Here is a 25,066-nt window from a genome sequence, read left to right on the forward strand (position 1 = left end):
CACGTGTCATCGATCCATGGGTCATCGGTCCAGGGAGCTCAACAGACCGAAGCTCCTCAGCAGCAACGTGCCCGCAAGAATCAGCGCGGTCAGCAACAGGAATCCCGCGAGCATCACTGTGGCGCTGTAGCCGAAATCGAGGAAACGCATGCCGTTGAGGTAGGCATAGAGGGCGATGCTTTCGGTGCTGCCGGCGGGACCGCCTCCGGTGAGCACCTGAACCAGATCGAACACCCCGAAAGCCTGGGCCAGACGGAACAGAAGGCTCAGCAGGATGTAGGGGAGCAGCAGCGGCAGGGTGACCCTGCGAAGCGCCTGAAGCGGCGTTCCCCCTTCCAGGCGAAAGGCGCTGTAAAGGTCGTCGGGAATGCTCTGGAGTCCCGCCAGAAGAATCAGCGTGATGAAGGGAGTTGTTTTCCAGACATCCGCAAAGACGGTCACCAGCCAGGTGATCGATGGGGTGGACAGCAGATCCAGGGAGTTGAGGCCAAGGCTTCGTGCCAGTACCTCAATCGGGCCGTAGGGGGTGTTGAAGATCCAGCGCCAGCCCAGGGCCATCATTGTTGTGGGCAGGGCCCAGGGCAGCAGGGTCAGGGCGCGAACAGCTCCCCTGCCGCGCCAGCGTTGATGCAGCAGCAGCGCAATGGCCAGGGCCAACAGCAACTCCAAACCCACTGAGATCAGGGCGAATCGCGCGGTTTGTCCGGCATCCAGCCAGAAGCGCTGATCAGCCGCCAGTCGCCACCAATTAGCACCGCCGTTGGCCACCGGTTCAAGGCCGGTGAGAACGGAATCAGCGTGGAAGCTCAGCCAGGCGTAGCGAAGCATCGGCCAGCCGAACACCACCGCGATCAACAGCAGCGCAGGTGCAGCCAGGAGCATCGTCATGGCGTGGCTCCCGCAGCCCGCAACAGAGTCTGGCTCCGCTGCTGACTGGTGGCCATGGCCTCGTCGGCGGATCCGGCAGCTGTGAACAAGCCGTTGAGTTCCCGCTGCACCACATCGCTCAGCTGGGCATACAGCGGGGTTGGCGGTCGAACCACCGCATGGTTCAAGGCCACCAGCAGGTCCGGCAGCACGGGAGAGGCCTTCAGCATCTCGGGGTCGTTGAACAGATCCGCCTGGATTGGGGTGTAGCCGTTGTTGAGAAAACGCTGCCGCTGGGCGTCTTCGCTGGTGAGGTAGCGAATCGCTTCCACCGCTGCTTCCTTGTGCTGCGATTGGCGCATCAGGCTCAGCCCCCAGCTGCCGAGGGTGGCTCCGGGGCGTTCACCCGGTTGCGCCACCATCAGGCTGATGCCGACGTTGCCCTTCACCGCGCTGTCGTCCTTCTGCAGTTCAGCCCATGCGTAGGGCCAGTTGCGCATCAGAGCCGCATCACCGGCCTTAAAGGCCTGAAGCGACTCCGACTCGGCGTAATTGGTCACGGCGTAGGGGCTGACGCCTTCGCTGATCAGACCGTTCAACCAGGCTGCTGCCGCCGTTGCCTCAGGCGTATCGAGCTCCATGGCGTTGGTTGTGGTGTCCATCCAGTCACCGCCGAAGCCCTGCAGCACTTCAAGGAAGTCGCAGCTCAATCCTTCGTACTGACGCCCCTGCCAGACAAAACCGTTGGCAACGGCTTGGCTTTCAACCAGGCGTCCGGCCACCTCCACCAGCGCATCGGGCGTTGTTGGTGGCTGCTCCATCAGATCCGTGCGCCAGTAGAGCAGTCCCACATCGGCCACCAGCGGCCAGCGGTAGAGATGGCCGTCGTAGTCATTGCCCAGCCGTGCACCTTGCACCAGCTGCTCCTGGTCGCCCTGACCAAACCAGGGATCCAGGGCTTCCAGCCAGCCGGCGGCGGCATATTTCGGCAACCAGGTGACATCCATCAACAGCGCGTCGAACGGCGCATCACCGAGCAGAAGACTGCTGATCGCCAGGTCTGAAATCGATTCCGTGTTCAACGGACCGCGAATCACCTTGAGATGAATTCGGCCGCGATGCTGGCGGTTGAAGGCTTTCACCAGATCCGCACTGGCATCGGTGAACGAGGAGGGCATGAGGATGCTCACCTCCTCCGCGCGCGAGGAGGCTGACCCAACCAGAACACCCAGGGCCATCACCAGCGCCAAGGTGCCGACTGCGAGCCAGCGGCGCAGTTTCATTGCGGGGTGGAGGGCGTCAAGCCAGACATCTGTTCCTCGGCCCAGTCGCTCACCGTGTAGCTCTCCACGGCATCGGTCATGCGGCTCATGCGGTCGCGCTGCTCGTCTTCATCCATTTCCAGTGCCGATTCGATGGCTTCATCCATGCGGCGATTGGAATAGGGATTGGTGAGCACGGCGCCATCCAGCACGACCGAGGCTCCGGTGAATTCCGAGAGCACAAGAACGCCGCCACGGTTGCGTCGAGCAGCGGCGTACTCCTTGGCCACCAGATTCAGGCCATCCCGCAGCGGAGTGATCCAGCAGACATCGGCATGGCAGAACCAGGCGATCATTTCGTCGTAGGGGATCCGGCGGGTGGAAAAGCGGATGGGCACCCAATCGATCTGGCTGAAGCGGCCGTTGATGCGTCCGGCCATCTCCTCGATTGAGCGTTGGGTGTCTTCGTAGATCTTCATTCCACTGGCAGCGGCCACACAGGCCAGCATCAGCACCACCTGGCCGTGCAGATCCTTGCGTCGTTCCAACAGCCGTTCAAACGCCAGCAGCAACTCTTCGTTGCCCTTGGTGTAATCCACCCGACTGGCAGAGAGGATCAGTTTTCGACCTTTTTTGGTGTCTTGAACGATCAATTCGCCATGACTTTCAACCGACGGGCTCCAGCACAATTCCTGAATCAGATCCGGTGAGGTACCCACCGGAGAGCTGAGCAGCTGAATGGTGCGACCGTTGTGCTCGAGGTGACTGGTGACCGTGCCTTCCGAAAGGGCGGTTCCGACCTCAATGAATTTCTTGTCCACTGGCACTTTGGGCCCACGTTTGGCCCCCACCAGGGTTGTGGCGGCACGGGCAAAGTTTTCGGTGTAGCGGGGAATATGGAAGCCGACGACATCACAACACAGCAGACTTTCCAGGATCTGCTCGCGCCAGGGAAGGATGGCGAAAACATCATTCCCCGGGAAAGGAGTGTGATGGAAAAAGGCAATTTTCAGGTCTGGACGTTCGGCTCGGATGTATCCGGGAGCCAGCCAAAGGTTGTAATCATGCACCCACACCGTTGCACCTTCGGCGGCTTCAGCGCATGCCGCCTTGGCGAAACGTTTGTTGACCTCTTCAAAGATCTTCCAGTTCGCGTTGTTGACATTGAAATAGGTTGGAAACGTATGAAGAATTGGCCAGAAGCATTCTTTGGATGTGATGTGATAAAAACTGGAGATCTGTTCATCTTCCAGTGGTATTCGGCACAGAGTGAACGGCGAAGGATTATCCATCTCAAACCGTTCAGTACCTTCATTCGACTGATCGTCGACCCGTCTCCAAGCAATCCAAGTGCCTTTTTCGCAGCTACGGAAGAGGTTGCGAAGGGTTGGAATAATTCCGTTAGGGCTTTTCTGATCGACCCATATTCTTTTCCCGTTCTTGTCTTTTGATTCGTCGAACGGCGTGCGGTGGTAGAGGATTACAAATGAACTCTGACCCGCACCCATTTATTCGAACAACGCTTCGTTCGGTCCACCATTCAGCAAAAGCCCTTTTTTGTCAAACGGCGGCTTTGGTCTGAAAAGACACCAACGAATCCAGCACCTCGCGGGCGTGACCGTTGGGTCGAACCGCCACCCAGCGTTCACGCAAGACCCCGTCCGGATCGATCAGAAAGGTGTGGCGCAGCGAGTACGGCGCCATCCACGACCCGTAGGCCTTGCTCACGGTCCCGTCGGGATCGGACAGCAGGGGGAAGCTCAATCCTTCGCTCTCACAGAAGGATTCATGGTCGTCAACGCTGTCGGCGCTGATGCCGATCACTTCCGCACCGGCCTGAAGGAAGTCGTTGTGAAGGCTTTCGAAGCCCCGGGCTTCGATCGTGCATCCGCCGGTGAAATCTCTTGGATAGAAGTAAACCGCGAGCCAGCGGCCGCTCAGATCACGGCTGCTCCATTGCTTCCGATCGGGTTCGGACTGGCTGGATCCGGGCAGATCGAAATCGGGCACGGTTGTACCCGTTTCCAGAACAACACCCCCGAGGGCCGAGGCCCGCGAGGGTGTGAGCATCAAAGCTGCGAAGAAAAGGCCGGACTTGACTAGTAATTCCCGCCGATTCACCCGTTCAAGATCTTAGAACTTGGCCAGGTTAATGCCCAGAGACTTGGCGTAGGCGCCCAGGCCTTTTTTCTGGATGGTTTTGAGGGCGCGGGTGGTGACACGCAGCTTCACCCAGCGGTTGCCTTCCGCCCACCAGAGGCGACGCTGCTGCAGGTTGGCCTGCTGCAGCTTCTTGGTGCGGATGTGGGAATGGCTCACGGCCATGCCGTTGTTGGCGCGAGTACCGGTGAGCTGACACACCCGTGACATGACGATGTCCTTCTACTGAGAGGTTGTTTGGAGCTGAAAAGCCAGTTCCAAACAACCAATTTAGCAAAAGGTCTTCAGGTCAAAGTCCTCTCTGCATCAAGGCACCCATCAATTCAGCGCTGCGGGTCTGGAAACCGGCCAGCTCATTGGGCTCCAGACCCCCGACGCCCAGGCGCGCCATGTCATACAGATGGCGGGCCACATCCTCGGCCAGGCTTGCGGTCGGCGATGTTTCCGCCGCTCCCACCAGCACGCCACCGGCACGCAACTTCAGCATCCCCTCCACAAGGGGGTGGCGCCGGTTCACCAGCAGAACGTGATGCTCGGGAAGGCCCGGCAGGCGTTGTTCCATCAAGGCGCCCATGTCGTTCAGCCGGCGCATCTGTTCCGGCAGAAGAATCATGGCCGGCGGTGCCCCCTCGGCTTTCAGGGCCTGCACCTGAACGGTCACCTTGTCGTTGGCCAGGGCCGCTTTGATCAGATCACGCAGTCGGTCTGACTCCGTGGTGCCGTCCTGATCGGTGAGTTCGGCATCGTTGTCCTTCAGGCTTTCGTCCAGTTCCGAGTCGACGCGCTGGAAGGTGAGTTCCCCATGGCGATGTTCCAGCCAGGGGATGAACTGGGTGTCGATCACCGTCTCCAGCTTCAGCACTTCCGCGTCCTGGGAGGTCCAGAGGTTGAGCGCACCGGCCTGGGCAACGTCATCGGTGCTGTAGAGCACACGCTTGTTCTGATCCGCGGCCAATCGGCTGCGGTACCCCTCCAGGGTGGTGAAGGCACGGCCATCGCAGGCGATCGGGTCAGCGTCGTCCCCTTCCCCTGCTGCAGCAGTGGTGGCGAACAGGATCAGTTCAGACACCTGTTCGGCGAACTTCTCGTCCTCCATGGCGCCGATCTTCACGAAGGGTGCCAGGGCATCCCAGGCTTCGGCGTAACCCTTGGGATCCTCCTTTTTCAGGTTCCGCAGCCGGTCGGACACTTTCTTGGCGACGAAGTTGCCGATGGAGCGAACGCGTCGGTCGGTTTGCAGAGCACTGCGGCTCACGTTCAGGGGGATATCGGGGGAATCGATCACCCCCCGCAGGGGCAACAGGTAGCGCGGAACGACCTCCTTGATCGAATCGCTGACGAACACCTGGTTGCAGTACAGCTTGATTTCCCCCTTCTCCCAGTCGGCACGTCCGGTCTGCTTGGGGAAGAAAAGAATGCCCTGGAGGTTGTAGGGATAGTCGGTGTTGAGGTGAACCCAGAGCAGGGGATCGCCCTGGAAGGGATAGAGGTAGTGGTACAGGTCGATGTAGTCCTGATCACTCAGATCTCTGGCGCTTTTGCGCCAGGGGGCATCCATCTTGTTGATGGTTTCCCCTTCCAGCTGCACCGGCACTGCCATGAAGTCGCAGTAGGTGTTGATCAGGGTGCGGATCCGAGCCGGTTCGAGATATTCGAGCTCGTCCTCCATCAGATGAAGGATCACGTCCGTGCCGGGCTGGTCTTTCTCGGCGGCAGTGAGGCTGAAGTTCGGAGAACCATCACAGCTCCAGCGCACGGCATCAGCCTCGGGCCGGGCTGAACGGGTCAGCAGCTCAACCCGCTCGGCCACCATGAAGCTGGAATAGAAGCCCAGGCCAAAGTGGCCAATGATGGCGTCGTTTTCCTGCTTGTACTTCTCCAGGAAATCCTCGGCGCTGGAGAAGGCCACCTGGTTGATGTAGCGCTTCACCTCATCGGCGGTCATGCCGATGCCGTTGTCGCTGATGGTGAGCGTTTTGGCTTCGCGATCCACACTGATCCGAATCGCCCCGTCATCCCCTTCACTGCAATCGCCGGCCATCGCCGCCATGCGGCGCTTGCTGATGGCGTCGACGCCATTGCTCACCAGCTCCCGCAGAAACACCTCATGGCCGGAATAAACGGCCTTCTTGATGATCGGGAAAATGTTTTCGGTGTGGATCTGAATCTGACCCTGTTCCTCCAGCACCGCCATTCCTTTGCTGCGAAAAACCAGACATTAGAGACAGGTTTTACCCGGGCTCAACGGCTGTTTCAGGGGGTTCCCCGTACCTTCGTGCCTACGTCCCTTGGCCCAGATCAGGGCGTCTTCTGTAGGTCGGGGCGCTCTTCAGCAACGATGGCCCCCTCAACGGGACACACCTGCAGGCATATACCGCAATCGATGCAGGTGTCGAAATTGATCCAGTAGAAGTCAGTGCCCTTCTTGTTCTTTCCTTTGCCTTGGTCGATACAGGTCACAGGGCAGGCATCAACGCAATCAGCGATTCCTTCGCAAACGTCAGTGACGATGGAATGAGCCATGGAGGTCCTGCTGCACAGCGGGATCCTAAGGATCGACCCAATCCAGCTGCAGACCACCCTGGGCCTTCGCCTGCTGCTCAGCCTCCTGCTTGGACGCCAGGGGTTCCAGGGCCATCACGGCGGTGCGTCCCTGCTCGTGCCAGCCGCGCTGACGCTCCATCGCGGATTCCAGATTCGAAGCCGTCGAAAAAGCAACGAGAACATCGGACTGCTCCTGTTCGGCAGCATCCAGGTCTGAAATCAGTTCGCGGATCGGATCGATCGCGAGGCTGAACCCAGCGCCAAAAGCCCGGTCATCTGTTGCGCCGCAACGGCGAACCAGATCGTCGTAGCGGCCGCCGCGGGCAATCACCACCGGTGAACTGCGGCCATCACAGACCAGCTGGAACACCAGGCCGGTGTAGAGCTCGAAATGGGGTTGAAAGGTTGGATCCAGCTGGATCGTCACCGCCTGAGCCTGAGCTGCCGAGGCGAGATGGGCACAGAGGCGCCGCAGCTCATCGAAGACCGGCTGTTCCCCGCAGAGACTGCCGAGCTGCGTCAGCACCTGGTCGGGGGTGCCACGGCAGTCCAGCAGGGAGAGCAGCCTGGTCTTCTCAGCGTCGGCCAGATCGAAGCCCTCGATGGCCAACCGGTCGAAATCGATCAATGCCGTGCGGATCTGATCACGCAACGCACCGCTGAACGGACGGAGCACCAGATCCATCAGAGCGGTGTGCCCCAGCAAAAGCCTTGGTTTTTGGCTGGCCTGCAGCCCCAGGGTCTGAACGGAGGCCATCAGCAGGCTGAGCAGCTCCATCTCCGCCTCGCTGCCACTGACGCCGAACAGTTCAACGCCGCTCTGAAGGTTTTCCTCAATGCACTGACCACCCTCATCGGCGGAACGGGTGCGGAACACCGTGCCAGAGGCCCAGAGCCGCAGCGGTCTCTGGCGATCTGCAAATCGGGTGCAGGCGGCTCTGGCGATGGATGCCGTCATCTCCGGGCGCAGCCCGAGGGGGTCATCAGCCACTAGACGAACAATGTCTGAGCTGTCGATGGCACCGCCGGCCATCAGGGTGGCCAGGCGTTCCACCCTGGGTGGCGAGACCTCGTCGTAGCCCCAGAGGCGGTAAACCGACGCCAGACGTTCCGTCAGCTGTCGGTTGGTCTCCACCTGACGTGGATTCAGATCCTTTGCGCCAGCTGCAGGTTGCAGCGCCATCTCACGTCCTCTCGGCCACGCCTCAGGATCCCATGGCCGTGACCTCGGGCGCTCCGAAGGCGGCTCCAGGCAGTGGTTGCACCTGAGACAGCCCCTCGGTGATCGCCGCATGCAGGCTGGCGCCAGCGGCAACGACCCGGCCACTGGAGAGGTCGAAGGGTCGATTGCCATAGCCGGTGACGGTTCCACCGGCCAGATCCACCAACGCCACGCCAGCGGCCAGATCCCAGGGAGACAGGCCCCGTTCCCAATAGCCGTCCTGGCGGCCAGCGGCCACGAAAGCCAGGTCCACCGCTGCAGCACCGCCCCGGCGCACGCCGTGGGTGCGATGGGTGAACCAGCAGAACTCGGCGTAGTTGTTGTCGAGTCGGGTGTGCCGGTCGTAGGCAAACCCGGTGACCAACAGGGAGTCTTCGAGCCGATCACAACTGCTCACCTGCAGTGGTCTGTCGTTGCAGAACGCTCCGACCCCCGGTGCCCCCCAGTACATCTCCTTGAGAAAGGGCACAGCGATGGCCCCGAGGATGGGCTGCTGGCCCAGGGTGAGGCCGATCGAGGTGGCAAAAAAGGGGTAGCCGTGGGCGAAGTTTGTGGTCCCATCGAGGGGGTCAACACACCACCTCAGGCCGTCCTGCTGACCGGCTGCCCCGCTTTCCTCCGCCAGCACAGCAATCTCAGGGGTTTGCTCCGCCAGCAGCTCCAAGACGATGCGTTCGGCAGCAAGGTCGGCATTGGTGACCAGGTCGCCGATGCGGCCTTTGCTTTCGATGGACGACAGGCGCCCGTAGTGGCGCATCAGTTCCTGGCCACCGGCATCGGCCGCTGAGCGGGCCACGCCGACAAGACGCTCCAGATCGCTTGGGGTGAGACCGGCTTCGTGGGCGGCACGGGTGCAGATCGATTTCGGCATGTTCACTCCTCCTCGAGGGGAATACGAGCAGTGACGCGCCCTTTGCCGAAGTGGCGACCGAACTGGAGCTCGTACACCTCATCCTCATCCTGGGTTTCAGCCTCCAGGGGCCCGATGGCGCGGGCCACGCAGAGCAATCCGTAGCCCTTGTCCCTCAGCTCCCGCGACAGACCCATGGCTTCGCGCTGGTCGAGGTTGCCGCTCTGCACGCGAACGGCGCACTCCGTGCAGCATCCGTTTCTGCAGGAGAAAGGAAGTGGGTCACCCTGCTCTTCGAAGCTGTGAAGGATGTAGTCCCCCTCAGGCACGTCATGGGTGATGGTGCGACCCTCTTGGCGCCAGTGAATCGTGATCCTGTGGCTGGGACGCATGAAGGTCTGCTGGCAGTGCCCTGCTACATTCTCATCTGCCCCATTTAGCCGGTGGAGAGCTGGCCGAGTGGTCGAAGGCGCAGCACTGGAAATGCTGTATAGGGGCAACTCTATCGAGGGTTCGAATCCCTCGCTCTCCGCTTCTCCGGTCCGTCAGGACCGGATTTTTTTTCGCCCATCTCGGGGCTTAAGGCCCAATCACGGCCTTGCCTGGGGCCGGCTCGGCGATCAGCCGAAACGACCGGAGACGTAGTCCTGGGTGGCCTGCTGTTGGGGGGCGTTGAAGATCTTGTCAGTCTCGTTGAATTCCACGAGGTAACCCACCTTTCCGGTTCCGCCTTCAACGGCCTCTGCGTTGTAGAAGGCGGTCATGTCGCTGACGCGAACGGCCTGCTGCATGTTGTGGGTGACGATCACGATGGTGAAGCTCTTCTTGAGCTCATGCATCGTCTCCTCGATCTTCAACGTTGAGATGGGATCAAGGGCTGAGCAGGGCTCATCCATGAGGATGACCTCTGGCTGAATCGCGATCGTGCGCGCGATGCAGAGGCGCTGTTGCTGTCCGCCGGAGAGCGAATACCCGCTTTCATTCAGCTTGTCTTTGCACTCATCCCAAACCGCCGCCTGGCGGAGGGAACGCTCAACAAGCTCATCCATGTCTCCGGTGTAGCCATTGATGCGAGCGCCGAAGGCGATGTTTTCGTAGATGCTTTTCGGGAATGGGTTGGGTTGTTGGAACACCATTCCGATTCGGCGACGCACCTCCACGGGATCAATCCTGGGCCCGTAGAGGTCTACACCTCCAAACAAGATGCTTCCCTTCAGTGAGCAGCTTTCGATCAGATCGTTCATCCGATTCAATGAACGAAGCACCGTGGACTTTCCACATCCGGATGGGCCAATGAAGGCTGTCACCTTGCCGCGGGGAATCTCGCAGTAGACGTTTTTGACGGCTTCGAAATTGCCGTAGCTGATTGTGACGTTCTGCAGGGAAAGGGCGACGTCTGCGTTGTGGGACTCAGTGGCTTGGGGCTGTTGAAGAGTCGTCATTGTTTTATGTAGAAGAAGGTTTATTTGGCAGCAAATCGCGCCAGCCAGCGAGAGAACAGGTTCAGGGCCAGGATCATCACCACGAGCACAAACGATGCGGCCCACGCCAGCTCGTTGTGAAATTCGTAGGGCATGATCGCGAAGTTGTAGATCATCACCGAGAGGGTCGCGATAGGGGCGAAGATCCCTTCGGGCGTAAGCAGATCCGACCAGAACGGTGAGAACAGAGCGGTGAAGATCAAGGGAGCTGTTTCCCCTGCTGCTCGGGCGATGCCCAGCACAACCCCTGTGGCTATCGGGGTTAATGCGGCCGGCAGGGTGATGCGAACAACGGTGACGAACCGGGATGCCCCCACGCCGAGGGCGCCACGCCGGAGATCGTCGGGCACCAGCTTCAGACCTTCATCGGTGGTTTTGATCACTGTGGGAAGCATCAGCACCGCCAGTGCCATGCCGCCGGCCACTGCGCTGTAGGCGTTTCCGAACAAAATTCGACTAGTAACGATCGTGCCGTAGATGAAAACGCCGGCAATGATCGATGGCACCCCGGCCAGCACATTGGTGCCGAAGCGGATGAACTGGGCGAACCATCCCGAACGGGAGTATTCAGCCAGAAAAATGCCGCCGCCGACGCCCACTGGAACGGCGATCAGTGCAGCGATGGCCGTCACCACCAGCGTTCCAACGATTGCATTGGCGATGCCGCCGTCTTCGAGGCCTGGCGGTGGTGGAAGTTGCGTCAGCAGGGCCAGGCTGATCTTGCTGCCCCCCTGCACGAGCACGTACCCCAGCACAAGGATCAGGGGCAGAACAGCAATCGCGGCAAACAGGGCTGCCAGAAACGAGAGCGCCCTGCTGCTGATGTTTCTGCGTTGAAAGGGTTTGTAGCTGAGGTCAGAAGCTGACTCGGCTTTGTTGTGGGTGAGCGTCTGTGTCATGTCAGTACTTCAGGCTCAGACGCTTCACGATCCACTGGGCAAAAATATTCACGCACAGGGTGAGAACAATCAGCACGAACGCTGCGTACATCAGTGATGACACCTGGGAGCCATCCGCCTCACCAAATTGATTGGCCAGCATCGCTGCGATGGTGTTGCCAGGGGCCAGCAGCGAAACGCTGAAGTTGTTGGAATTTCCGATGATCATGGTCACGGCCATGGTTTCGCCCATGGCCCGGCCCAAGGCCAACATCACACCACCAATGATTCCGGAAATCGCTGCCGGGAGAATCACATTGATGATGGCTCCCCAGCGGGTTGTGCCCACCCCATAGGCCGCCTGGCGCAGTTGCGGCGGAACCTGATTCAGGCAATCACGGGAGATCGCCGTGATGATCGGCAGGATCATCACCACCAGGATCAACACTGCGGGAATGGTGCCAGGACCCATCGGTGGGGTGCTGAACAGAGGAAACCAATTGAACAGCTGATAAAGAAGTTCCAGCCCAGGCCTGATGAACGGTTCCATCACAAAAATGGCCCAGAGGCCAAGCACCACCGATGGAATCGCCGCGAGCAGTTCCACCATCAGGCCGATCACGTCCCTGATCCGCTTGGGAATGATGTTTTCGGTGATGAAAATGGCTGTGCCAACACCGAGGGGCACCGCGATCATCAACGCGAGTAGTGACGTGATCAAGGTGCCGTAGATCGCGGCTCCGGCCCCGTACTGATCGTCCACGGGATTCCAGTCTGAGGTGACCAGAAATTGCCATCCGTAGCGGGCAATGGAATCCAGGCTCCCCTGGAAAACCACCACGAGGATTGAGAACAGAACGATCGCCACAACGGAGGCCATGGCGATGGCGAGATTTCTGAAACTGATGTCCACCAGCTTTTCCGCTGGTGGACGGCTTCGGAGCAAGTAACGACTGTCCGGGTCGGACATGCATCCAATGGCGCGCCCTTACAACGTATGACCCGAACCGTCTGGGGGCATTAACAACCGCTTAAGGGAGGGACTGGAGCCGGTTTGAACCTGCCGTTAGCGTAGGGATCAAGTTTTCAGGGATATGGGGCGGATCGTCGGAATCGATCTGGGGACCACCAATTCGGTTGTCGCTGTGCTGGAGGCAGGTCGTCCCCACGTGATCGCCAATGCCGAGGGCGGCCGAACTACCCCATCCGTTGTCGGATACACCAAGGATCAGGAACTGTTGGTGGGTCAGCTGGCCCGGCGCCAGCTGGTACTCAGCCCCCGCAACACCTTCTCGAACCTGAAGCGGTTCGTCGGCCGGGACTGGGACGAACTGGAGGACAGCAGCCTCTCGGTTCCCTACACGGTGCGTGCCAACGACCAGGGGCAGGTCCGGGTGCCGTGTCCGGTGACCGAGCGGGAATACGCGCCCGAAGAACTGGTGGCCAGCATCATTCGCAAGCTTGTCGATGACGCGTCCACTTATTTGGGTGAACCGGTGGAAGCGGCGGTGGTGACCGTGCCCGCTTACTTCAACGACGCACAGCGCCAGGCCACCCGTGACGCCGGACGGCTGGCGGGCATCTCGGTGGAGCGCATCCTCAATGAGCCCACCGCAGCTGCTCTGGCCTATGGCTTTGACCGCAGCGCCGTCAAACGGGTTCTGGTCTTCGACCTTGGTGGAGGCACCTTTGACGTGTCGCTGCTGCGCATCGCTAACGGCGTTTTTGACGTCAAGGCGACGAACGGCGACACGCAACTCGGCGGCAATGATTTCGATCAACGCATCGTCAACTGGCTTGCCGATGCCTTTGAAGAGGAGCACAAGGTTGATCTGCGCCGCGATCGCCAGGCCCTGCAGCGGTTGACGGAAGCGGCTGAGAAGGCGAAGCAGGAACTTTCCGGCGTGCTGAGCACCCCGATTTCGCTTCCCTTCATTGCCACCGGCAGCGATGGTCCGCTGCACATCGAAACCCGCCTGGACCGCGCCACCTTCGAAGGGCTCTGCCCCGATCTGCTGGATCGTCTGCTGAGTCCTGTCCAGGCAGCGCTGCGCGACTCAGGCTGGTCGGCTGACGACATCGATGACGTTGTGCTGGTGGGTGGTGCCACGCGGATGCCGATGGTTCAGCAATTGGTGCGCACCCTCGTGCCGATCGATCCCTGCCAATCGGTGAATCCCGATGAGGTGGTGGCCATCGGTGCTGCTGTACAGGCCGGAATCCTCACCGGTGAACTCAGGGATCTGCTGCTCAACGACGTCACCCCCCTGTCGTTGGGACTGGAGACCATCGGCGGATTGATGAAGGTGCTGATTCCCCGCAACACACCGATCCCCGTGCGTCAGTCCGATGTGTTCAGCACCTCGGAAGCCAATCAGTCGTCCGTGGAAATCCACGTTTGGCAAGGCGAGCGCCAGATGGCGACGGATAACAAATCCCTCGGACGTTTCCGGCTCTCCGGGATCCCACCGGCTCCGCGGGGGGTGCCCCAGGTGCAGGTGGCCTTCGACATCGATGCCAATGGCCTGCTGCAGGTCAGTGCCACCGACCGCACCACCGGCCGCAAGCAGTCAGTGTCGATTCAGGGCGGCTCGAACCTCAATGAGGAGGATGTGACCGCTCTGCTGGCGGAAGCGGAGGCGAGGGCTGACGAGGACAGGCGCAAACGCAATCAGATCGAGCGCCGCAACCGGGCTCAGACCTTGCTTGCCCAGGCGGAACGGCGGCTGCGGGATGCCTCCCTCGAGCTGGGTCCCTATGGCGCTGAACGGCAGCAACGGGCCGTTGAAATGGCCATGCGTGACGTGCAGGACTGCCTCGCCAATGACGACCTCCAGGAGCTTGATCTCTGCGTGAGTGGTCTCGAGGAGGCGTTGTTCGGGCTGAACCGCCGGCTGTCGGCGGAACGTCAGGCCGATGGCAGCCCGCTTCAGGGAATCCGCAACACCCTGGGCTCCCTCAAGGATGAGCTGTTTGCCGATGACTGGGACGACGACCCCTGGGGTCCCCCCAGCCGTCCGGGTGACCGTGGCCGTGGTTTAAGCCGGCGTGAACCTGCACCTTGGGACGATGACATCTACCGCTGAGCCTGATTACTGGTCTCTGCTGGGGGTTGATTCCGACTGCACGGATCAGCAACTGAAACGGGCCTTTCGCCGGGAGGCGCGCCGCTGGCACCCTGATCTCAACAGCAACGATCCCGTTGCTGAGGAGCGCTTCAAGCTGGTCAATGAGGCCTATGCGGTGCTCAGCGATCCCCGTCGCCGTGAGGCCTGGCAGGGAGGGGGTGGTTCCCGTGCGGATGTTGTCGATCCCTTTGCCCAGGGCTTCCCTGATTTTGAGGATTACCTCGATGTGATCTTCGTCGCTGGAACAGGACGTTCCTCCGTTGAGGTTGAGGACGAGCCCGATCCCCCCTTCCGAAGTCCGGTGTCTGCACCGCCGCCGCCGCCGCCGGTTCGTGCCGTGGAAGATCTCGAGTCGGTGGTTCATCTCACCCCGGATCAGGCTCTTCAGGGAACCGTGGTGGAACTGACGCTCGATGACGGCACCGTGATCGAGCTGAACACGCCCCCCTTTGCTGGGGATGGCTGGCGTCTGCGGCTTGAAGGCGTTGCCCCCGGCGGCCGTGATCATTTCCTGCAGCTCCGGGTCGTGACCGACGACGGCCTGCGGATCGACGGTTTGCGGGTGCTCTACAAGCTGATGCTGTTCCCACCGGATGCAGCCCTCGGTTGCGCCGTGGATGTGCCGACCCTGGATGGCCCTGTGACGCTGCAGGTTCCTCCAGGTTCATCCAGTGGACGTTTGCTGCGGCTGCGGGGGCGCGGGCTGCACCTGGATGACGAGCGGGGTGACCAGTTGGTGGAGATCGTTGTGGTGATTCCGTCCGATCTGGGTGATGCGGAACGGGCCCTTTACCGACGTCTTCAGGAACTGGCGAGCGAATCCGAGCAGGGTGGTTGACGATGGGTGAGACTCCGGTCCGGTTGATCTGACGGTTTTTCCGATGCGCGTCCACGTCCTGCTCTTTGATGCCGGTACGGATAGCGAAGGCATCCACTCGCTTGAAATCGCCGGACGAACCGTGGTTCTGCTGTTTGAGAACCCCGACGATGCCGAGCGTTATGCCGGTCTTCTGGAGGCCCAGGACTTTCCGGTTCCGACGGTGGAGGCCCTCGATCGGGAAGATGTGGATCTGTTCTGCCGTGAGGCCGGCTACGAGGCAAGGCTGATCGAGTCGGGCTTTGTGCCCAGCAATGACGAGGAGCGTCTGTTCATGGCGCCGCCCCAGAGCAACCGCGATGTGAGCAACTGGAAGGACGACGCGGTTGAGAACATCGGGGTTTCTGACGAGGCTGTTTCTGACGGCGGGGTGGCAGAGCAGCAGGGCGTTGAGCCCGTGCGCCAGGGACTGGAGACCGAACCGGAATCGAATCCTGAACTGGATGAGCTGCGTCGGCGCCTGGAGGGTCTGCTCTGAGCCATGGCCGTATTCGACCCCGATCTGCAGCCCTCCAGCGACCGCGGCCACCTGCTCACCGAGCAGAGCAACCGGCGCAGTTCACGCCTGGATCAGCTCGACACCCTGGCGCTGGTGGAGTTGTTTGCAGACGAGGATCGTCGCCCCCAGGAAGCTGTTGCCGCTGTGGCTCCGGCGCTAGCCCAGGCGGTTGATTCTGTTGCTGAGCGCCTCCGTGCCGGCGGCCGGCTCTTCTACCTGGGTGCTGGCACCTCCGGACGGCTGGGTGTGTTGGATGCCGCGGAATGTCCGCCCACCTTCTGCAGTGATCCCCAGCAGGTGCAAGGTGTTCTCGCCGGTGGCTCCGCCGCGTTGCTGCGCAGCTCGGAAGGGCTTGAGGACATTGAGGCCGCCGGACGTGCCGATCTCGAGGAGCGGGGCTTCTGTGCCAAGGACTGCCTGGTGGGCATCGCCGCAGGCGGCACCACCCCCTATGTGCGCGGTGGGCTGGCGTTTGCCAAAAGCATCGGAGCTCTTGCCATCGCCATGGCCTGTGTCCCAACGGAGCAGGCGCCCCTGCCCTGCGACATCGACATCCGCCTGCTCACGGGCCCTGAGCTGCTGACGGGATCAACCCGGATGAAGGCTGGAACCGCCACAAAACTGGCCTTGAACACCCTCTCCACCGCTGTGATGGTGAAGCTGGGAAAGGTCTACGGCAACCGCATGGTGGATGTGGCCGCCAGCAACAGCAAACTGGTGGACCGTTCCCTGCGGATCCTGCGGGATCTTGCCGGTGTGGAGCGTGAGCGGGGGCTGACGCTGCTGGAGGAGGCCGGCGGATCGGTGAAACTCGCCCTGTTGATGGCCGCTGCAGCCTTGTCGGTGGACCAGGCCAAGGCTCTTCTGCAGCAGCACAACCAACAGTTGCGGCTGGCCTTGGCCGCCTGCTGCGCTCAGCTGGCGGAAGCCTGATCGAACGGTCCCCAGTAGGGGGCGGTGAACAGATCAAGGTTGGACCGGGTCTGTTCCGGGACTTGATCTTTGGGGGTGATCAGGGCGTTGGCGAGGGCTGTGTGGGCCGGCGAGGAGGGAGGGTCCTGTTTGAGCCGCTGCATCAATCCACTCAGGATCGGTTCGGTGGCTGAGGCATTGGCCTGAAGGTTGCCGATCACCATCTCCACCGAGACAGCGTCGTGATCCTCATGCCAGCAGTCGAAGTCGGTGACCATGCTAAGGGAGGCATAGGCCAGTTCGGCTTCCCGGGCCAGACGGGCTTCGGTGTGATTGGTCATCCCGATCACCGAACAATCCCAGGAGCGGTAGAGCTTGCTTTCGGCCCGGGTGGAGAAAGCGGGGCCCTCCATGCAGAGATAGGTGCCACCCCGGTGCAGCCGTCGACCCTCCGGCAAACCCTGTTCGGCGGCATCGGCCAACAGGGCACTCAAATTGGGGCAGAAGGGGTCCGCAAGGCTGACGTGGGCCACGCAGCCGTCGCCGAAGAAACTGGCGGGCCGGTCACGGGTGCGGTCGATGAACTGATCGGGCACGACCATGTCGCGCGGCTGCAGATGCTCCTGCAGGGACCCCACCGCCGAGAGCGAGATCAGCCAGCGCACCCCCAGTGAACGCATCGCCCAGACGTTGGCCCGGTAGGGCACTTCACTGGGAAGCAGATGGTGATGGCGGCCGTGGCGGGCCAGGAAGACGGTTTCGACGCCCTCGAGCTCACCCAGGCGCAGTTGGTCGGATGGTGCTCCGAAGGGTGTGTCGACCGTGCGTTCCTCCACCTGCCGCAAGCCGGGGATCGAATAGAGGCCGCTGCCGCCGATCACACCGACGCGGGCTTGGGAGAGGTCGGGCATGGTCGGCGTCTCTTTACACTCCAATTTTGCTCGCGCCACCATGACCAAGGCCTTGATGGACACTGAAGCAGGCCTGATCGAGCTCGTGCTGTTCGAAGCCGATGCCCCGAACACCGTCGCCAACTTCGTGAAGCTGGCCAAGGATGGCTTTTACGACGGTCTGGCCTTTCACCGCGTCATCCCCGGCTTCATGGCCCAGGGGGGATGCCCCAACAGCCGTGAAGGCGCCCGCGGCATGGCCGGTACCGGCGGCCCCGGCTACCAGATCGATTGCGAGATCAACCAGCAGAAGCACCAGGCCGGCACCCTGGCTATGGCCCATGCCGGTCGCAACACCGGCGGCTCGCAGTTCTACATCTGCCATGAGGCCCAGCCTCACCTCGATGGCGTGCACACCGTGTTCGGCCACACCGGCAACATGGACGTGGTGCTGAAGCTGGCCAACGGCTCCAAGATCAACAAAGTGACGATCCAGGAAGGCTGATCAGCTCCGGGTCCAATGCAGCAGTGACGGGCCGCTTTCGAGCAGCCCGTCACTGCCCAGGTTGATCAACTCATTGAGTTGATGTTCCACCCGTTCCAGGGTCTGGGGCGGGTGCAACGCCATCCGCTCCGTGGGAACGCGCATCAGACCCACCCGCTCGGTGGCCGCCAGGGCCGCCAGGCTCTTGAGCAGGGGGGCTGCATCGGCGCCGTCGGGAATCAGTTTCCAGACGAATTGCGGTCGATCCCAGAGCGCTAACAAGCGGGGTTCGTGCAGGGCCTCAAGGCTGAAGCCATGGCGCTGGGCGATGGCTTCCACTTCCTGGCGAATGGTGGGCCAGCTTTCGGGGCCCACGTTCACCGCCAGAGCCAGCACCACGCAGGGACTCTCGGATTCGAACAGATGTCCGAGCTTCTCCCGCTTGGCCGCCAGGTAGTCGGCGTTGTGGGCACCGGGGTCCATCACCAGAGGCACCCGCTCCTCCACCTGCAGGCCATAGCCGCCAAGGCCGGCGATCTTGCGGGGGTTGTTGGTGAGCAACCGCAGCCGATGGATGCCGAGGTCGGAGAGGATCTGTGCGCCAACGCCGTAGTTGCGCAGATCCGCCGGGAAGCCAAGCCGCTCGTTGGCTTCAACGGTGTCGAGCCCGGCTTCCTGGAGGCTGTAGGCCTTCAATTTGTTGATCAGGCCGATGCCCCGCCCTTCCTGGCGCAAGTAAACGACCACACCCTCGCCCTCCGCTTCGATCTGACGCAGGGCCGCCTCGAGCTGGGGCCGGCAGTCGCAGCGCAGTGAGCCGAAGGCATCGCCGGTGAGGCATTCGGAATGCATGCGCACCAGCACAGGTTCGCTCAGGGCATTGGGCTCACCCTTGATCAGGGCCACGTGTTCTGAGCCATCCAGTTCGTTGCGGTAGCCCACCGCCTGAAAGCTGCCGAAGCGGCTGGGCATCTGGGCCTGGGCCATGCGGCGAACGAAGCGCTCGTTCTCCAGCCGGTAGCGGATCAGGTCAGCAATGCTGATTAGCTTCAGCCCCCAGCGATCGGCGTAGCTGCGCAGCTCGGGCAAGCGGGCCATCGAGCCATCGCTGTTCTGGATTTCACAGATCACTCCGGAGGGGCTCAGGCCCGCCAGCTGAGCCAGATCCACGGCGGCTTCGGTGTGACCGGCCCGTTTGAGCACGCCGCCGGGACGGGCGCGTAGGGGAAAGATGTGCCCAGGGCGGCGCAGTTCTGCTGGCCGTGTGGCTGGGTTGAGGGCCACCTGAATCGTGGCGGCGCGGTCTTCGGCGGAGATGCCGGTGGTCACGCCATGTTCGATGCCGGCATCGATGCTCACGGTGAATGCCGTTTCGTTGGCATCGGTGTTGCGGTCCACCATCAGCGGCAGATCCAGTTCGTCCAGCCTCTGCCCCTCCATGGCCAGACAGATCAGGCCCCGTGCCTCGGTGGCCATGAAGTTGATCGCTTCCGGGGTGGCGAACTGGGCCGCGCAGATCAGATCGCCTTCGTTCTCCCGTTGTTCGTCGTCCACCACGACAACGCATTCCCCATTGCGGATCGCCGCCAGGGCGTCGCTGATGGCATCAAACGCGATCGGTTCGTTCGCGGGGTCAAGGGAACTGGGGTTCAGGAGCCTGGTCGCCGGGAGATGACTTCATTATTGATCTCTGTACGATCAACCGTTGGCTAGTTGGTTCAATGGCAGGCAGGACAACGTCGGCGGTTGAAGCGATGGCAACGGTGAAGGGCGGACGGGTTGCTGTGATCGGCGCCTCCGGCTACGGCGGCCTGCAGACCATCCGTCTGCTTCAGGGCCACCCCGGCCTGTCTGTGAGTTTTCTTGGCGGTGAACGCAGTGCTGGCCAACGCTGGAGCTCCATCTGCTCCTTCCTGCCCCTGCCGGATGACCCAACGGTGGAATCAGCGGATCCGGATCGGATTGCGGCCTGTTCCGATTTTGCTGTTCTGAGCCTCCCCAACGGCCTGGCCTGTCAGCTGGCACCGCAACTGCTGGAGCGGGGTGTGCGGGTGGTGGACCTCTCCGCCGACTTCCGCTACCGCTCCCTGGAGCAGTGGCTGCAGGTGTATGCCAAGGAGGCCGGCTCCCTCAACCGTCAGGACGCTGAACTCTGCAGCGGTGCCGTCTACGGCCTGCCGGAATGGAACGGCCCTGCCATCGCTGACGCCAAGCTTGTTGCTGCTCCGGGTTGCTTCCCCACCGCCAGCCTGCTGCCCCTGCTGCCGTTCCTCAAGCAGGGCCTGATCGAGACCAGCGGCATCATCATTGATGCCAAGACGGGCACCTCCGGCGGAGGACGCGTGCCGAAGGAGGCGATGCTGCTGGCGGAGGCGTCGGAATCCATCGCGCCCTACGGCGTGATCGGCCATCGCCACACCTCTGAGATCGAGCAGATGGCGATGGAGGTGGCTGGCCAGGAGGTGCGGCTTCAGTTCACGCCGAATCTGGTGCCGATGGTGCGCGGACTGCTCTCCACGGTGTACGCCCGCCTGCGCGACCCCGGCCTCACCGCCGAGGATTGCACCACTGTTCTGGAGGCGATCTACCGCCACCACCCCTGCGTTCAGGTTCTGCCGGTGGGCACCTATCCCGCCACCAAGTGGGCGCGCCACACCAACCGCGCCCTGCTGTCGGTTCAGGTGGACACCCGCACCGGCCAGCTGGTGTTGATGAGTGCCATCGACAACCTGATCAAGGGTCAGGCGGGGCAGGGCGTGCAGTGCCTCAACCTGATGGCGGGCCTCGCTCCGGAGACGGGGCTGCCACTGCAGTCGTTCTATCCCTGACGCCAGGTGGGCTTCAGCTCAGCCAGTGCCCTGGGCAGGAGCAGGTGTTCCTGCTCCTGAATCCGTTTGGCGAGCCTGGCGTGGTCATCCCCATCGAGAACAGGAACAGCGGCCTGGGCCAGGATCGGACCGGCATCCAGCTCCTCGGTGACGATGTGCACCGTGCAGCCGGTGACCTTCACCCCGGCCTCCAGGGCCTGCCCGATGGCATCCAAGCCACGGAAGCTGGGCAGCAGTGAGGGGTGGATGTTGATCAGGCGATCGGAATAGCCGCTGACCAGCACCTCGGTGACGATGCGCATCCACCCCGCCATCACCACCAGTTCCACCTGGTCGGCGCGGAACAGGCGCACCAGTTCGCCGTCCAGCTCGCGCCGGTTCTTGATCAGGCGATGGTCAAGCACCGACACCGGAATGCCGAGAACCTCCGCCCGCTGCTGGGCACCACAGCCCGGATTGTTCACCACTAGCCGCTGGATCCGCGCGTTGAGAGTCCCCGCCTGAATGGCCAGGGCCAGGGCCTCGAAGTTGCTGCCGCTTCCGGATGCCATCACCCCCAGCTGCAGCGGGGCCTGGTCAGCTCGATTGTTGTGGCTAGGGTCTGTCAAAGCGGGGTCCGGTCCATGTCCCATCTCTCCATCCTGCCGACTGTCTTCACCGACCTCGAGCGTCTGGTTCAGGCCCTTGGTGATGAGGGCTTCACGGTGGAGCGATCGACCGAATTGCAGGGTTTCGCGGACGACTTCCATGCCGTGGATGTGCTCGCGTTTCAGGGCTTAGCCATGCCCCTGGGCTGGACCCAGCGGGAGGACGGAACAATCGTGATGCATGGCGACATCCAACGCATCAGCCGCCAGCCCGGGCTTGAACAGCGCTTGCAACGGGTGACCCGCCGCTACGCCCTGCTCTACGCCATCGACGAGGTGCGCCTTGGTGGCATGGGTTCCGCTGAGCTGATTCTGCAGACCAACTGACGTGTTCGAACCGGTTCAGATCCGGCTCGATCTGAGCCATCCCGAAACACAGACCATCGCGGTGTCCATCGAGTGGACACCGCAGACCCAACGCCAGACCTTCCAACTGCCGGTGTGGACACCGGGGTCGTACACGGTTCGTGATCACGCCCAGCACCTCCACAGCCTGCAGCTGTTGGCCAATGGTGAGGAGCTTCCGGTGCGTCGGATGGCGCCGCACCAGTGGCTCTGTGATCTGCCGGACCTGAGCCCGCTCACGCTCAACTATCAGCTTGAAGCCCGGGATCTCACCGTCCGCACCGGGTTGCTGGATCCTGATTTCGCATCGCTCTGCCTCGCTGCTGTGGCGATGGACATCGACGGTTGCCGCTGGTCACCACACCATGTTGCCGTCACGGCTCCGGAGCACTGGAGTGTGCATCTGCCGCTGGAGCCCAGCGCTGAGGGCTGGGTTGCTGCCGATTTCGATGCCCTCGTGGACAGCCCGCTGCATGCGGGGCCTTTTCAGGCAGAACCCTTCATGGTGGAGGGCAAGACCCATGAGCTGTTGTTGATCGGAACGCCACCGATGGGTTGGCCGCCGAACTTCATCAGCGACATCGAGAAGGTGTGCAGTGCCACCTGTCGCTTGCTGGGAACCCCTCCCCCGGCGGGGGACCGCTACCAGCTCGTGCTGCAACTGCTCGATCAGGGCTATGGCGGCCTGGAACACGATCACAGTGCTGTGCTGCAGTTCAGTTGGTCGGCTCTGGCCAAGCCCAAGGGGTACCGGCAGCTGTTGCAGCTGATCGGCCATGAATACCTGCACCAGTGGAATGTGCGGCGGCTGCGGCCCGTTGAGCTTCGCCCCTACGACTACGGGCAGGCGGTGATCACCGAAGGCCTCTGGTTTGCTGAGGGAATCACCAGCTACTTCGACCTCAGCCTCCCCCTTTTGGCGGGCTGTTCGGATCGACCGACCCTGCTCAAGGATCTGGGGGAGGAGCTGTCCAGCGTGCTGATGTCACCCGGTTGCTCGATCCAGTCGTTGGCGGCCAGTGCCCGTGAGGCGTGGATCAAGCTGTACAAAGCGACGCCAGCCTCACGGGACAGCCAGATCAGCTACTACCGCCTCGGTGCAGCGGTGGCCTTCTGCCTCGACGTGCGCCTGCGGCAGCGCGGCCACTCCATGGCCGCGATCCTGCGGGAGTTGTGGCAGGGCCCCGGCCGTCAGGCCCGTGGCTACAGCCGTGATCACATCAAGGCGGCAGTGGCTCGATGGGATGGCGATCTTGCCTCGGATCTGGATCAATGGCTTGACCAGCCCGAGGCCGTTCCCCTGCTTGATTGCGTGAAGGCTCTGGGGCTGCGCATTGACCCTGTGCCACTCAAGCATCCCGATCATGGACTCACCCTCAAGGATGCTGAGGGCGCCGCTTTGATTCAGCGGGTGCGGCGTGACAGTCCCGGTCAACAGGCAGGGCTTGTGGTGGGTGATGAGCTGTTGGCGATCAATGGCTACCGTGTGCGTCGCAGCAGTGACCTCGCAGTTCTGCTTGAGAAGCAGAAGTGTGTGCGCGTCACCTATTCACGACGCAGCCTGCTCAAGGAGACCCAGCTCTTCCCTGATGCGGGTGTGGACCATTGGACGTTGGATTGGGATCCTGGGTGCACAACGGAACAACGGCAATTGCGGGATCGATGGTTCGAGATCGTCTAAGCCGTCTCTGCACCGGTGTGTGGAACCGCGTTGAGCAGCACCGTCCGCTCGCCATCAGCGTTGCTGCAGCGGGGACGTTGGCTCTGGGGCTGACCAGTTGGTCGTTGATGGAGCAAAGGAAGCTCTCTTCTGTGGGGATGGAGCGTGGTCGCCAACGGGAGGACAACCCCTCCGCTTCAGTGCCGTTACCACCGAAGTCGCGCTCCTGGCGATCGCCCCTGGCCCGGCAGTGTTCGGGTGTGGACAGGGCGTTGCGGTCGCGTTTGAACCAGCTCGATGCCCGTTCGAGTTCCTGGCGGACCTTCGTGAAGATCGATCCCACCAATTTTGGCGAGCGTTACGACAAGGACGCCTACGGCCGTGTGATCGACGCCACGCCGAGGGTGGTGGTGCTGCACGAAACCGTTTACTCCTTGAGCTCCGCTCTGAACACCTTCATGACACCCCATCCCCGCGATGAGGATCAGGTCAGTTATCACACCCTGGTGGGCCAGGACGGACGCGTTCTGGATCTGGTGGATCCCTTGAGCCGGGCCTATGGCGCAGGTTTTTCAGCCTTTCTGGGGGAGTGGGCGATCACCAACAGGAAGCTCAAGGGTTCCATCAACAACTTTGCTCTGCATCTGAGCTTGGAGACACCACCATCAGGCGCGAGTGCTAACCGTTCCCACGTTGGCTACACCTCCAAGCAATACGACGCGCTGGCCCTGGTGTTATCGGGTTGGATCCGCTCCTTCAATCTCCCTCCAGCGGCGATCACCACCCATCGCCATGTGGATCTGGGCGGAGAACGGGATGATCCCCGCAGTTTTGACTGGTCGAAACTTCAGAGGCGGCTGGCGGCCCTCGGTGACCTCTGCGTGAGTTGATGCGTCGTTAGCGTTCGCATTCCTGTGTACTGCGTCGGTGAAAACGCTCCCCAGCGAGGATCTTGATCGCATTATCGAAATGGCCTGGGAAGACCGAACGCCCTTTGAGGCGATCGAGTTTCAATTCGGACTCTCCGAGCCGCAGGTGATCGCAGTGATGCGGCAAGAGATGAAAGCGTCATCGTTCAAGCTTTGGCGCAAGCGGGTCAGCGGCCGCAAAACCAAACACGCCGCCACCAGCAGCTCCGATCGATTCCGGGCGAGCTGCCACAAGTGAATGGAGCCCGATCGGTTCAGCGCATGACGCCCCGCAGGATCCCTTCAACAAGACCCGCCGGATCATGCCCCGGGGAAAGTCGTGGGTGCGTTGCGGTAAGTCGGGCCTGAGATCAGACCTGCAGCCACTTGCCCCATCACGCCGTCAAAAGGGGCATTGTCATCGGAACGCCGGACCGGAGTGTTGAAGGCCCTGACGCAGCCATAGAAATCCCTGGCGTCTCTGCACTGAGCTGCCACTTCGGCGTCCACCTGAGCAAGCGCTTCTGTTGGAACAATCAGGCCAAATGCCAGCAGGTGAAGGAGTTGTTTCATCGATCTGCCGTGCTGGATCGATGCTTCAAGAGATAGGGGGGCGTCCACATC

Annotated in this window: 27 protein-coding genes and 1 tRNA gene; 11 read left to right on the plus strand and 17 right to left on the minus strand. The window is 61.9% G+C overall.

Annotation, left to right across the window (positions count from 1 at the left end; genetic code table 11):
• Window positions 1-21: 21 nt before the first annotated feature.
• From SynTAK9802_RS05805 to SynTAK9802_RS05850, 10 genes are all read right to left on the minus strand, one after another.
• Window positions 22-888: a carbohydrate ABC transporter permease gene (locus SynTAK9802_RS05805; RefSeq protein WP_114989247.1), complete on the minus strand. Its 867-nt coding sequence runs from the start codon at window positions 886-888 to the stop codon at window positions 22-24.
• Complete coding sequence (locus SynTAK9802_RS05810) at window positions 885-2,150, minus strand: ABC transporter substrate-binding protein (protein WP_186497754.1); 1,266 nt, start codon at window positions 2,148-2,150, stop codon at window positions 885-887. The genes SynTAK9802_RS05805 and SynTAK9802_RS05810 overlap by 4 nt, the downstream gene beginning before the upstream one ends.
• Window positions 2,147-3,637: a glucosylglycerol-phosphate synthase gene (ggpS, locus tag SynTAK9802_RS05815; protein WP_186497756.1), complete on the minus strand. Its 1,491-nt coding sequence runs from the start codon at window positions 3,635-3,637 to the stop codon at window positions 2,147-2,149. Before ggpS ends, SynTAK9802_RS05810 begins: the two co-directional genes overlap by 4 nt.
• Before the next feature lie 52 nt (window positions 3,638-3,689).
• The gene (locus tag SynTAK9802_RS05820; protein WP_186497758.1) at window positions 3,690-4,250 is read right to left on the minus strand and encodes a peroxiredoxin; all 561 of its coding nucleotides are present in this window, start codon (window positions 4,248-4,250) and stop codon (window positions 3,690-3,692) included.
• A 12-nt stretch (window positions 4,251-4,262) separates the two neighbouring features.
• On the minus strand, window positions 4,263-4,499 hold the full coding sequence (rpmB, locus tag SynTAK9802_RS05825; RefSeq protein WP_186497760.1) for a 50S ribosomal protein L28: 237 nt from the start codon (window positions 4,497-4,499) through the stop codon (window positions 4,263-4,265).
• Between the two features lie 79 nt (window positions 4,500-4,578).
• A complete protein-coding gene (gene htpG, locus SynTAK9802_RS05830) occupies window positions 4,579-6,483 on the minus strand; it encodes a molecular chaperone HtpG (protein WP_186497762.1) in 1,905 nt (634 codons plus the stop codon).
• A gap of 104 nt (window positions 6,484-6,587) precedes the next feature.
• On the minus strand, window positions 6,588-6,812 hold the full coding sequence (locus SynTAK9802_RS05835) for a ferredoxin family protein (RefSeq protein ID WP_186497764.1): 225 nt from the start codon (window positions 6,810-6,812) through the stop codon (window positions 6,588-6,590).
• A gap of 25 nt (window positions 6,813-6,837) precedes the next feature.
• Entirely contained in the window at window positions 6,838-8,016 is a 1,179-nt protein-coding gene (locus SynTAK9802_RS05840; RefSeq protein WP_186497766.1) for an ATP phosphoribosyltransferase regulatory subunit, read from the minus strand.
• Window positions 8,017-8,038: 22 nt separating this feature from the next.
• A complete protein-coding gene (locus SynTAK9802_RS05845) occupies window positions 8,039-8,926 on the minus strand; it encodes an inositol monophosphatase family protein (protein WP_186497768.1) in 888 nt (295 codons plus the stop codon).
• Between the two features lie 2 nt (window positions 8,927-8,928).
• Complete coding sequence (locus tag SynTAK9802_RS05850) at window positions 8,929-9,297, minus strand: 2Fe-2S iron-sulfur cluster-binding protein (RefSeq protein WP_114989241.1); 369 nt, start codon at window positions 9,295-9,297, stop codon at window positions 8,929-8,931.
• Window positions 9,298-9,350: 53 nt separating this feature from the next.
• On the opposite strand from SynTAK9802_RS05850, the gene SynTAK9802_RS05855 reads away from it, so the two are divergent.
• A tRNA-Ser gene (locus SynTAK9802_RS05855) sits at window positions 9,351-9,437 on the plus strand.
• An 88-nt stretch (window positions 9,438-9,525) separates the two neighbouring features.
• Here the strand turns inward: SynTAK9802_RS05855 and pstB are convergent.
• Genes pstB through pstC form a run of 3 tightly spaced genes read right to left on the minus strand, consistent with a single transcriptional unit; the run spans window position 9,526 to window position 12,234 of the window.
• On the minus strand, window positions 9,526-10,347 hold the full coding sequence (pstB, locus tag SynTAK9802_RS05860) for a phosphate ABC transporter ATP-binding protein PstB (protein ID WP_186497770.1): 822 nt from the start codon (window positions 10,345-10,347) through the stop codon (window positions 9,526-9,528).
• Window positions 10,348-10,367: 20 nt separating this feature from the next.
• Window positions 10,368-11,285 (minus strand): phosphate ABC transporter permease PstA, encoded by a 918-nt coding sequence (pstA, locus tag SynTAK9802_RS05865; protein WP_186497772.1) that lies wholly within the window; start codon window positions 11,283-11,285, stop codon window positions 10,368-10,370.
• Window position 11,286: 1 nt separating this feature from the next.
• Window positions 11,287-12,234 carry a phosphate ABC transporter permease subunit PstC gene (gene pstC / locus SynTAK9802_RS05870; RefSeq protein ID WP_186497774.1) on the minus strand — a complete coding sequence of 316 codons (948 nt, stop codon included), beginning with the start codon at window positions 12,232-12,234 and terminating at the stop codon, window positions 11,287-11,289.
• Window positions 12,235-12,358: 124 nt separating this feature from the next.
• Here pstC and dnaK point away from each other — a divergent pair, with 124 nt between their 5' ends.
• The 4 genes from dnaK to murQ are packed head-to-tail and all read left to right on the plus strand — an operon-like array spanning window position 12,359 to window position 16,701.
• Window positions 12,359-14,350 (plus strand): molecular chaperone DnaK, encoded by a 1,992-nt coding sequence (gene dnaK / locus SynTAK9802_RS05875; protein ID WP_186497776.1) that lies wholly within the window; start codon window positions 12,359-12,361, stop codon window positions 14,348-14,350.
• A complete protein-coding gene (locus SynTAK9802_RS05880; RefSeq protein WP_186497778.1) occupies window positions 14,334-15,230 on the plus strand; it encodes a DnaJ domain-containing protein in 897 nt (298 codons plus the stop codon). The genes dnaK and SynTAK9802_RS05880 overlap by 17 nt, the downstream gene beginning before the upstream one ends.
• A 43-nt stretch (window positions 15,231-15,273) precedes the next feature.
• A complete protein-coding gene (locus SynTAK9802_RS05885) occupies window positions 15,274-15,747 on the plus strand; it encodes a DUF3110 domain-containing protein (protein WP_186497780.1) in 474 nt (157 codons plus the stop codon).
• Between the two features lie 3 nt (window positions 15,748-15,750).
• Window positions 15,751-16,701, plus strand: coding sequence for an N-acetylmuramic acid 6-phosphate etherase (gene murQ, locus SynTAK9802_RS05890; protein ID WP_186497782.1), 951 nt, complete (start codon window positions 15,751-15,753; stop codon window positions 16,699-16,701).
• Here the strand turns inward: murQ and mtnP are convergent.
• Complete coding sequence (gene mtnP, locus SynTAK9802_RS05895; protein WP_370586385.1) at window positions 16,683-17,633, minus strand: S-methyl-5'-thioadenosine phosphorylase; 951 nt, start codon at window positions 17,631-17,633, stop codon at window positions 16,683-16,685. The genes murQ and mtnP overlap by 19 nt on opposite strands.
• On the opposite strand from mtnP, the gene SynTAK9802_RS05900 reads away from it, so the two are divergent.
• Window positions 17,632-18,075, plus strand: a complete 444-nt coding sequence (locus SynTAK9802_RS05900) for a peptidylprolyl isomerase (protein WP_186497785.1) — start codon at window positions 17,632-17,634, stop codon at window positions 18,073-18,075. The genes mtnP and SynTAK9802_RS05900 overlap by 2 nt on opposite strands.
• Here SynTAK9802_RS05900 and ribBA read toward each other — a convergent pair whose 3' ends face one another.
• Window positions 18,076-19,671 carry a bifunctional 3,4-dihydroxy-2-butanone-4-phosphate synthase/GTP cyclohydrolase II gene (ribBA, locus tag SynTAK9802_RS05905; protein ID WP_186498059.1) on the minus strand — a complete coding sequence of 532 codons (1,596 nt, stop codon included), beginning with the start codon at window positions 19,669-19,671 and terminating at the stop codon, window positions 18,076-18,078.
• 137 nt (window positions 19,672-19,808) lie between these two features.
• Between ribBA and argC the strand changes: the two genes are divergently transcribed.
• Window positions 19,809-20,882 carry an N-acetyl-gamma-glutamyl-phosphate reductase gene (gene argC / locus SynTAK9802_RS05910; protein ID WP_186497786.1) on the plus strand — a complete coding sequence of 358 codons (1,074 nt, stop codon included), beginning with the start codon at window positions 19,809-19,811 and terminating at the stop codon, window positions 20,880-20,882.
• Here argC and purN read toward each other — a convergent pair.
• Window positions 20,873-21,433 (minus strand): phosphoribosylglycinamide formyltransferase, encoded by a 561-nt coding sequence (gene purN, locus SynTAK9802_RS05915; RefSeq protein ID WP_222929017.1) that lies wholly within the window; start codon window positions 21,431-21,433, stop codon window positions 20,873-20,875. The two genes, argC and purN, sit on opposite strands and share 10 nt — an antisense overlap.
• A gap of 72 nt (window positions 21,434-21,505) precedes the next feature.
• On the opposite strand from purN, the gene SynTAK9802_RS05920 reads away from it, so the two are divergent.
• The 4 genes from SynTAK9802_RS05920 to SynTAK9802_RS05935 are packed head-to-tail and all read left to right on the plus strand — an operon-like array spanning window position 21,506 to window position 24,701.
• Window positions 21,506-21,856, plus strand: a complete 351-nt coding sequence (locus tag SynTAK9802_RS05920; RefSeq protein ID WP_186497788.1) for a DUF1257 domain-containing protein — start codon at window positions 21,506-21,508, stop codon at window positions 21,854-21,856.
• A gap of 1 nt (window position 21,857) precedes the next feature.
• Complete coding sequence (locus SynTAK9802_RS05925; protein WP_186497789.1) at window positions 21,858-23,555, plus strand: M61 family metallopeptidase; 1,698 nt, start codon at window positions 21,858-21,860, stop codon at window positions 23,553-23,555.
• Window positions 23,537-24,424 (plus strand): N-acetylmuramoyl-L-alanine amidase, encoded by an 888-nt coding sequence (locus tag SynTAK9802_RS05930; protein ID WP_186497790.1) that lies wholly within the window; start codon window positions 23,537-23,539, stop codon window positions 24,422-24,424. Before SynTAK9802_RS05925 ends, SynTAK9802_RS05930 begins: the two co-directional genes overlap by 19 nt.
• A gap of 37 nt (window positions 24,425-24,461) precedes the next feature.
• Entirely contained in the window at window positions 24,462-24,701 is a 240-nt protein-coding gene (locus SynTAK9802_RS05935) for a TIGR03643 family protein (RefSeq protein ID WP_186497791.1), read from the plus strand.
• A 62-nt stretch (window positions 24,702-24,763) separates the two neighbouring features.
• Here SynTAK9802_RS05935 and SynTAK9802_RS05940 read toward each other — a convergent pair whose 3' ends face one another.
• Window positions 24,764-25,015, minus strand: coding sequence for a hypothetical protein (locus SynTAK9802_RS05940; protein ID WP_255487885.1), 252 nt, complete (start codon window positions 25,013-25,015; stop codon window positions 24,764-24,766).
• Window positions 25,016-25,066: the final 51 nt, after the last annotated feature.

Origin of the sequence: Synechococcus sp. TAK9802 (assembly GCF_014279535.1) — a bacterium.
In the GTDB taxonomy this organism is placed as follows: domain Bacteria; phylum Cyanobacteriota; class Cyanobacteriia; order PCC-6307; family Cyanobiaceae; genus Parasynechococcus.

Bases quoted from the DNA above. Each gene is read 5' to 3' on its own strand.
- murQ (WP_186497782.1), top strand. From the start codon at position 15,751: ATGGCCGTATTCGACCCCGATCTGCAGCCCTCCAGCGACCGCGGCCAC.
- pstB (WP_186497770.1), bottom strand. From the start codon at position 10,347: ATGACGACTCTTCAACAGCCCCAAGCCACTGAGTCCCACAACGCAGAC.
- mtnP (WP_370586385.1), bottom strand. From the start codon at position 17,633: ATGGTGGCGCGAGCAAAATTGGAGTGTAAAGAGACGCCGACCATGCCC.
- purN (WP_222929017.1), bottom strand. From the start codon at position 21,433: ATGGCATCCGGAAGCGGCAGCAACTTCGAGGCCCTGGCCCTGGCCATT.
- dnaK (WP_186497776.1), top strand. From the start codon at position 12,359: ATGGGGCGGATCGTCGGAATCGATCTGGGGACCACCAATTCGGTTGTC.
- SynTAK9802_RS05940 (WP_255487885.1), bottom strand. From the start codon at position 25,015: ATGAAACAACTCCTTCACCTGCTGGCATTTGGCCTGATTGTTCCAACA.
- SynTAK9802_RS05930 (WP_186497790.1), top strand. From the start codon at position 23,537: ATGGTTCGAGATCGTCTAAGCCGTCTCTGCACCGGTGTGTGGAACCGC.
- SynTAK9802_RS05900 (WP_186497785.1), top strand. From the start codon at position 17,632: ATGACCAAGGCCTTGATGGACACTGAAGCAGGCCTGATCGAGCTCGTG.
- SynTAK9802_RS05810 (WP_186497754.1), bottom strand. From the start codon at position 2,150: ATGAAACTGCGCCGCTGGCTCGCAGTCGGCACCTTGGCGCTGGTGATG.
- SynTAK9802_RS05835 (WP_186497764.1), bottom strand. From the start codon at position 6,812: ATGGCTCATTCCATCGTCACTGACGTTTGCGAAGGAATCGCTGATTGC.
- SynTAK9802_RS05845 (WP_186497768.1), bottom strand. From the start codon at position 8,926: ATGCCGAAATCGATCTGCACCCGTGCCGCCCACGAAGCCGGTCTCACC.
- pstA (WP_186497772.1), bottom strand. From the start codon at position 11,285: ATGACACAGACGCTCACCCACAACAAAGCCGAGTCAGCTTCTGACCTC.
- ggpS (WP_186497756.1), bottom strand. From the start codon at position 3,637: ATGGGTGCGGGTCAGAGTTCATTTGTAATCCTCTACCACCGCACGCCG.
- SynTAK9802_RS05850 (WP_114989241.1), bottom strand. From the start codon at position 9,297: ATGCGTCCCAGCCACAGGATCACGATTCACTGGCGCCAAGAGGGTCGC.
- SynTAK9802_RS05880 (WP_186497778.1), top strand. From the start codon at position 14,334: ATGACATCTACCGCTGAGCCTGATTACTGGTCTCTGCTGGGGGTTGAT.
- SynTAK9802_RS05885 (WP_186497780.1), top strand. From the start codon at position 15,274: ATGCGCGTCCACGTCCTGCTCTTTGATGCCGGTACGGATAGCGAAGGC.
- SynTAK9802_RS05805 (WP_114989247.1), bottom strand. From the start codon at position 888: ATGACGATGCTCCTGGCTGCACCTGCGCTGCTGTTGATCGCGGTGGTG.
- htpG (WP_186497762.1), bottom strand. From the start codon at position 6,483: ATGGCGGTGCTGGAGGAACAGGGTCAGATTCAGATCCACACCGAAAAC.
- argC (WP_186497786.1), top strand. From the start codon at position 19,809: ATGGCAACGGTGAAGGGCGGACGGGTTGCTGTGATCGGCGCCTCCGGC.
- pstC (WP_186497774.1), bottom strand. From the start codon at position 12,234: ATGTCCGACCCGGACAGTCGTTACTTGCTCCGAAGCCGTCCACCAGCG.
- SynTAK9802_RS05920 (WP_186497788.1), top strand. From the start codon at position 21,506: ATGTCCCATCTCTCCATCCTGCCGACTGTCTTCACCGACCTCGAGCGT.
- rpmB (WP_186497760.1), bottom strand. From the start codon at position 4,499: ATGTCACGGGTGTGTCAGCTCACCGGTACTCGCGCCAACAACGGCATG.
- SynTAK9802_RS05840 (WP_186497766.1), bottom strand. From the start codon at position 8,016: ATGGCGCTGCAACCTGCAGCTGGCGCAAAGGATCTGAATCCACGTCAG.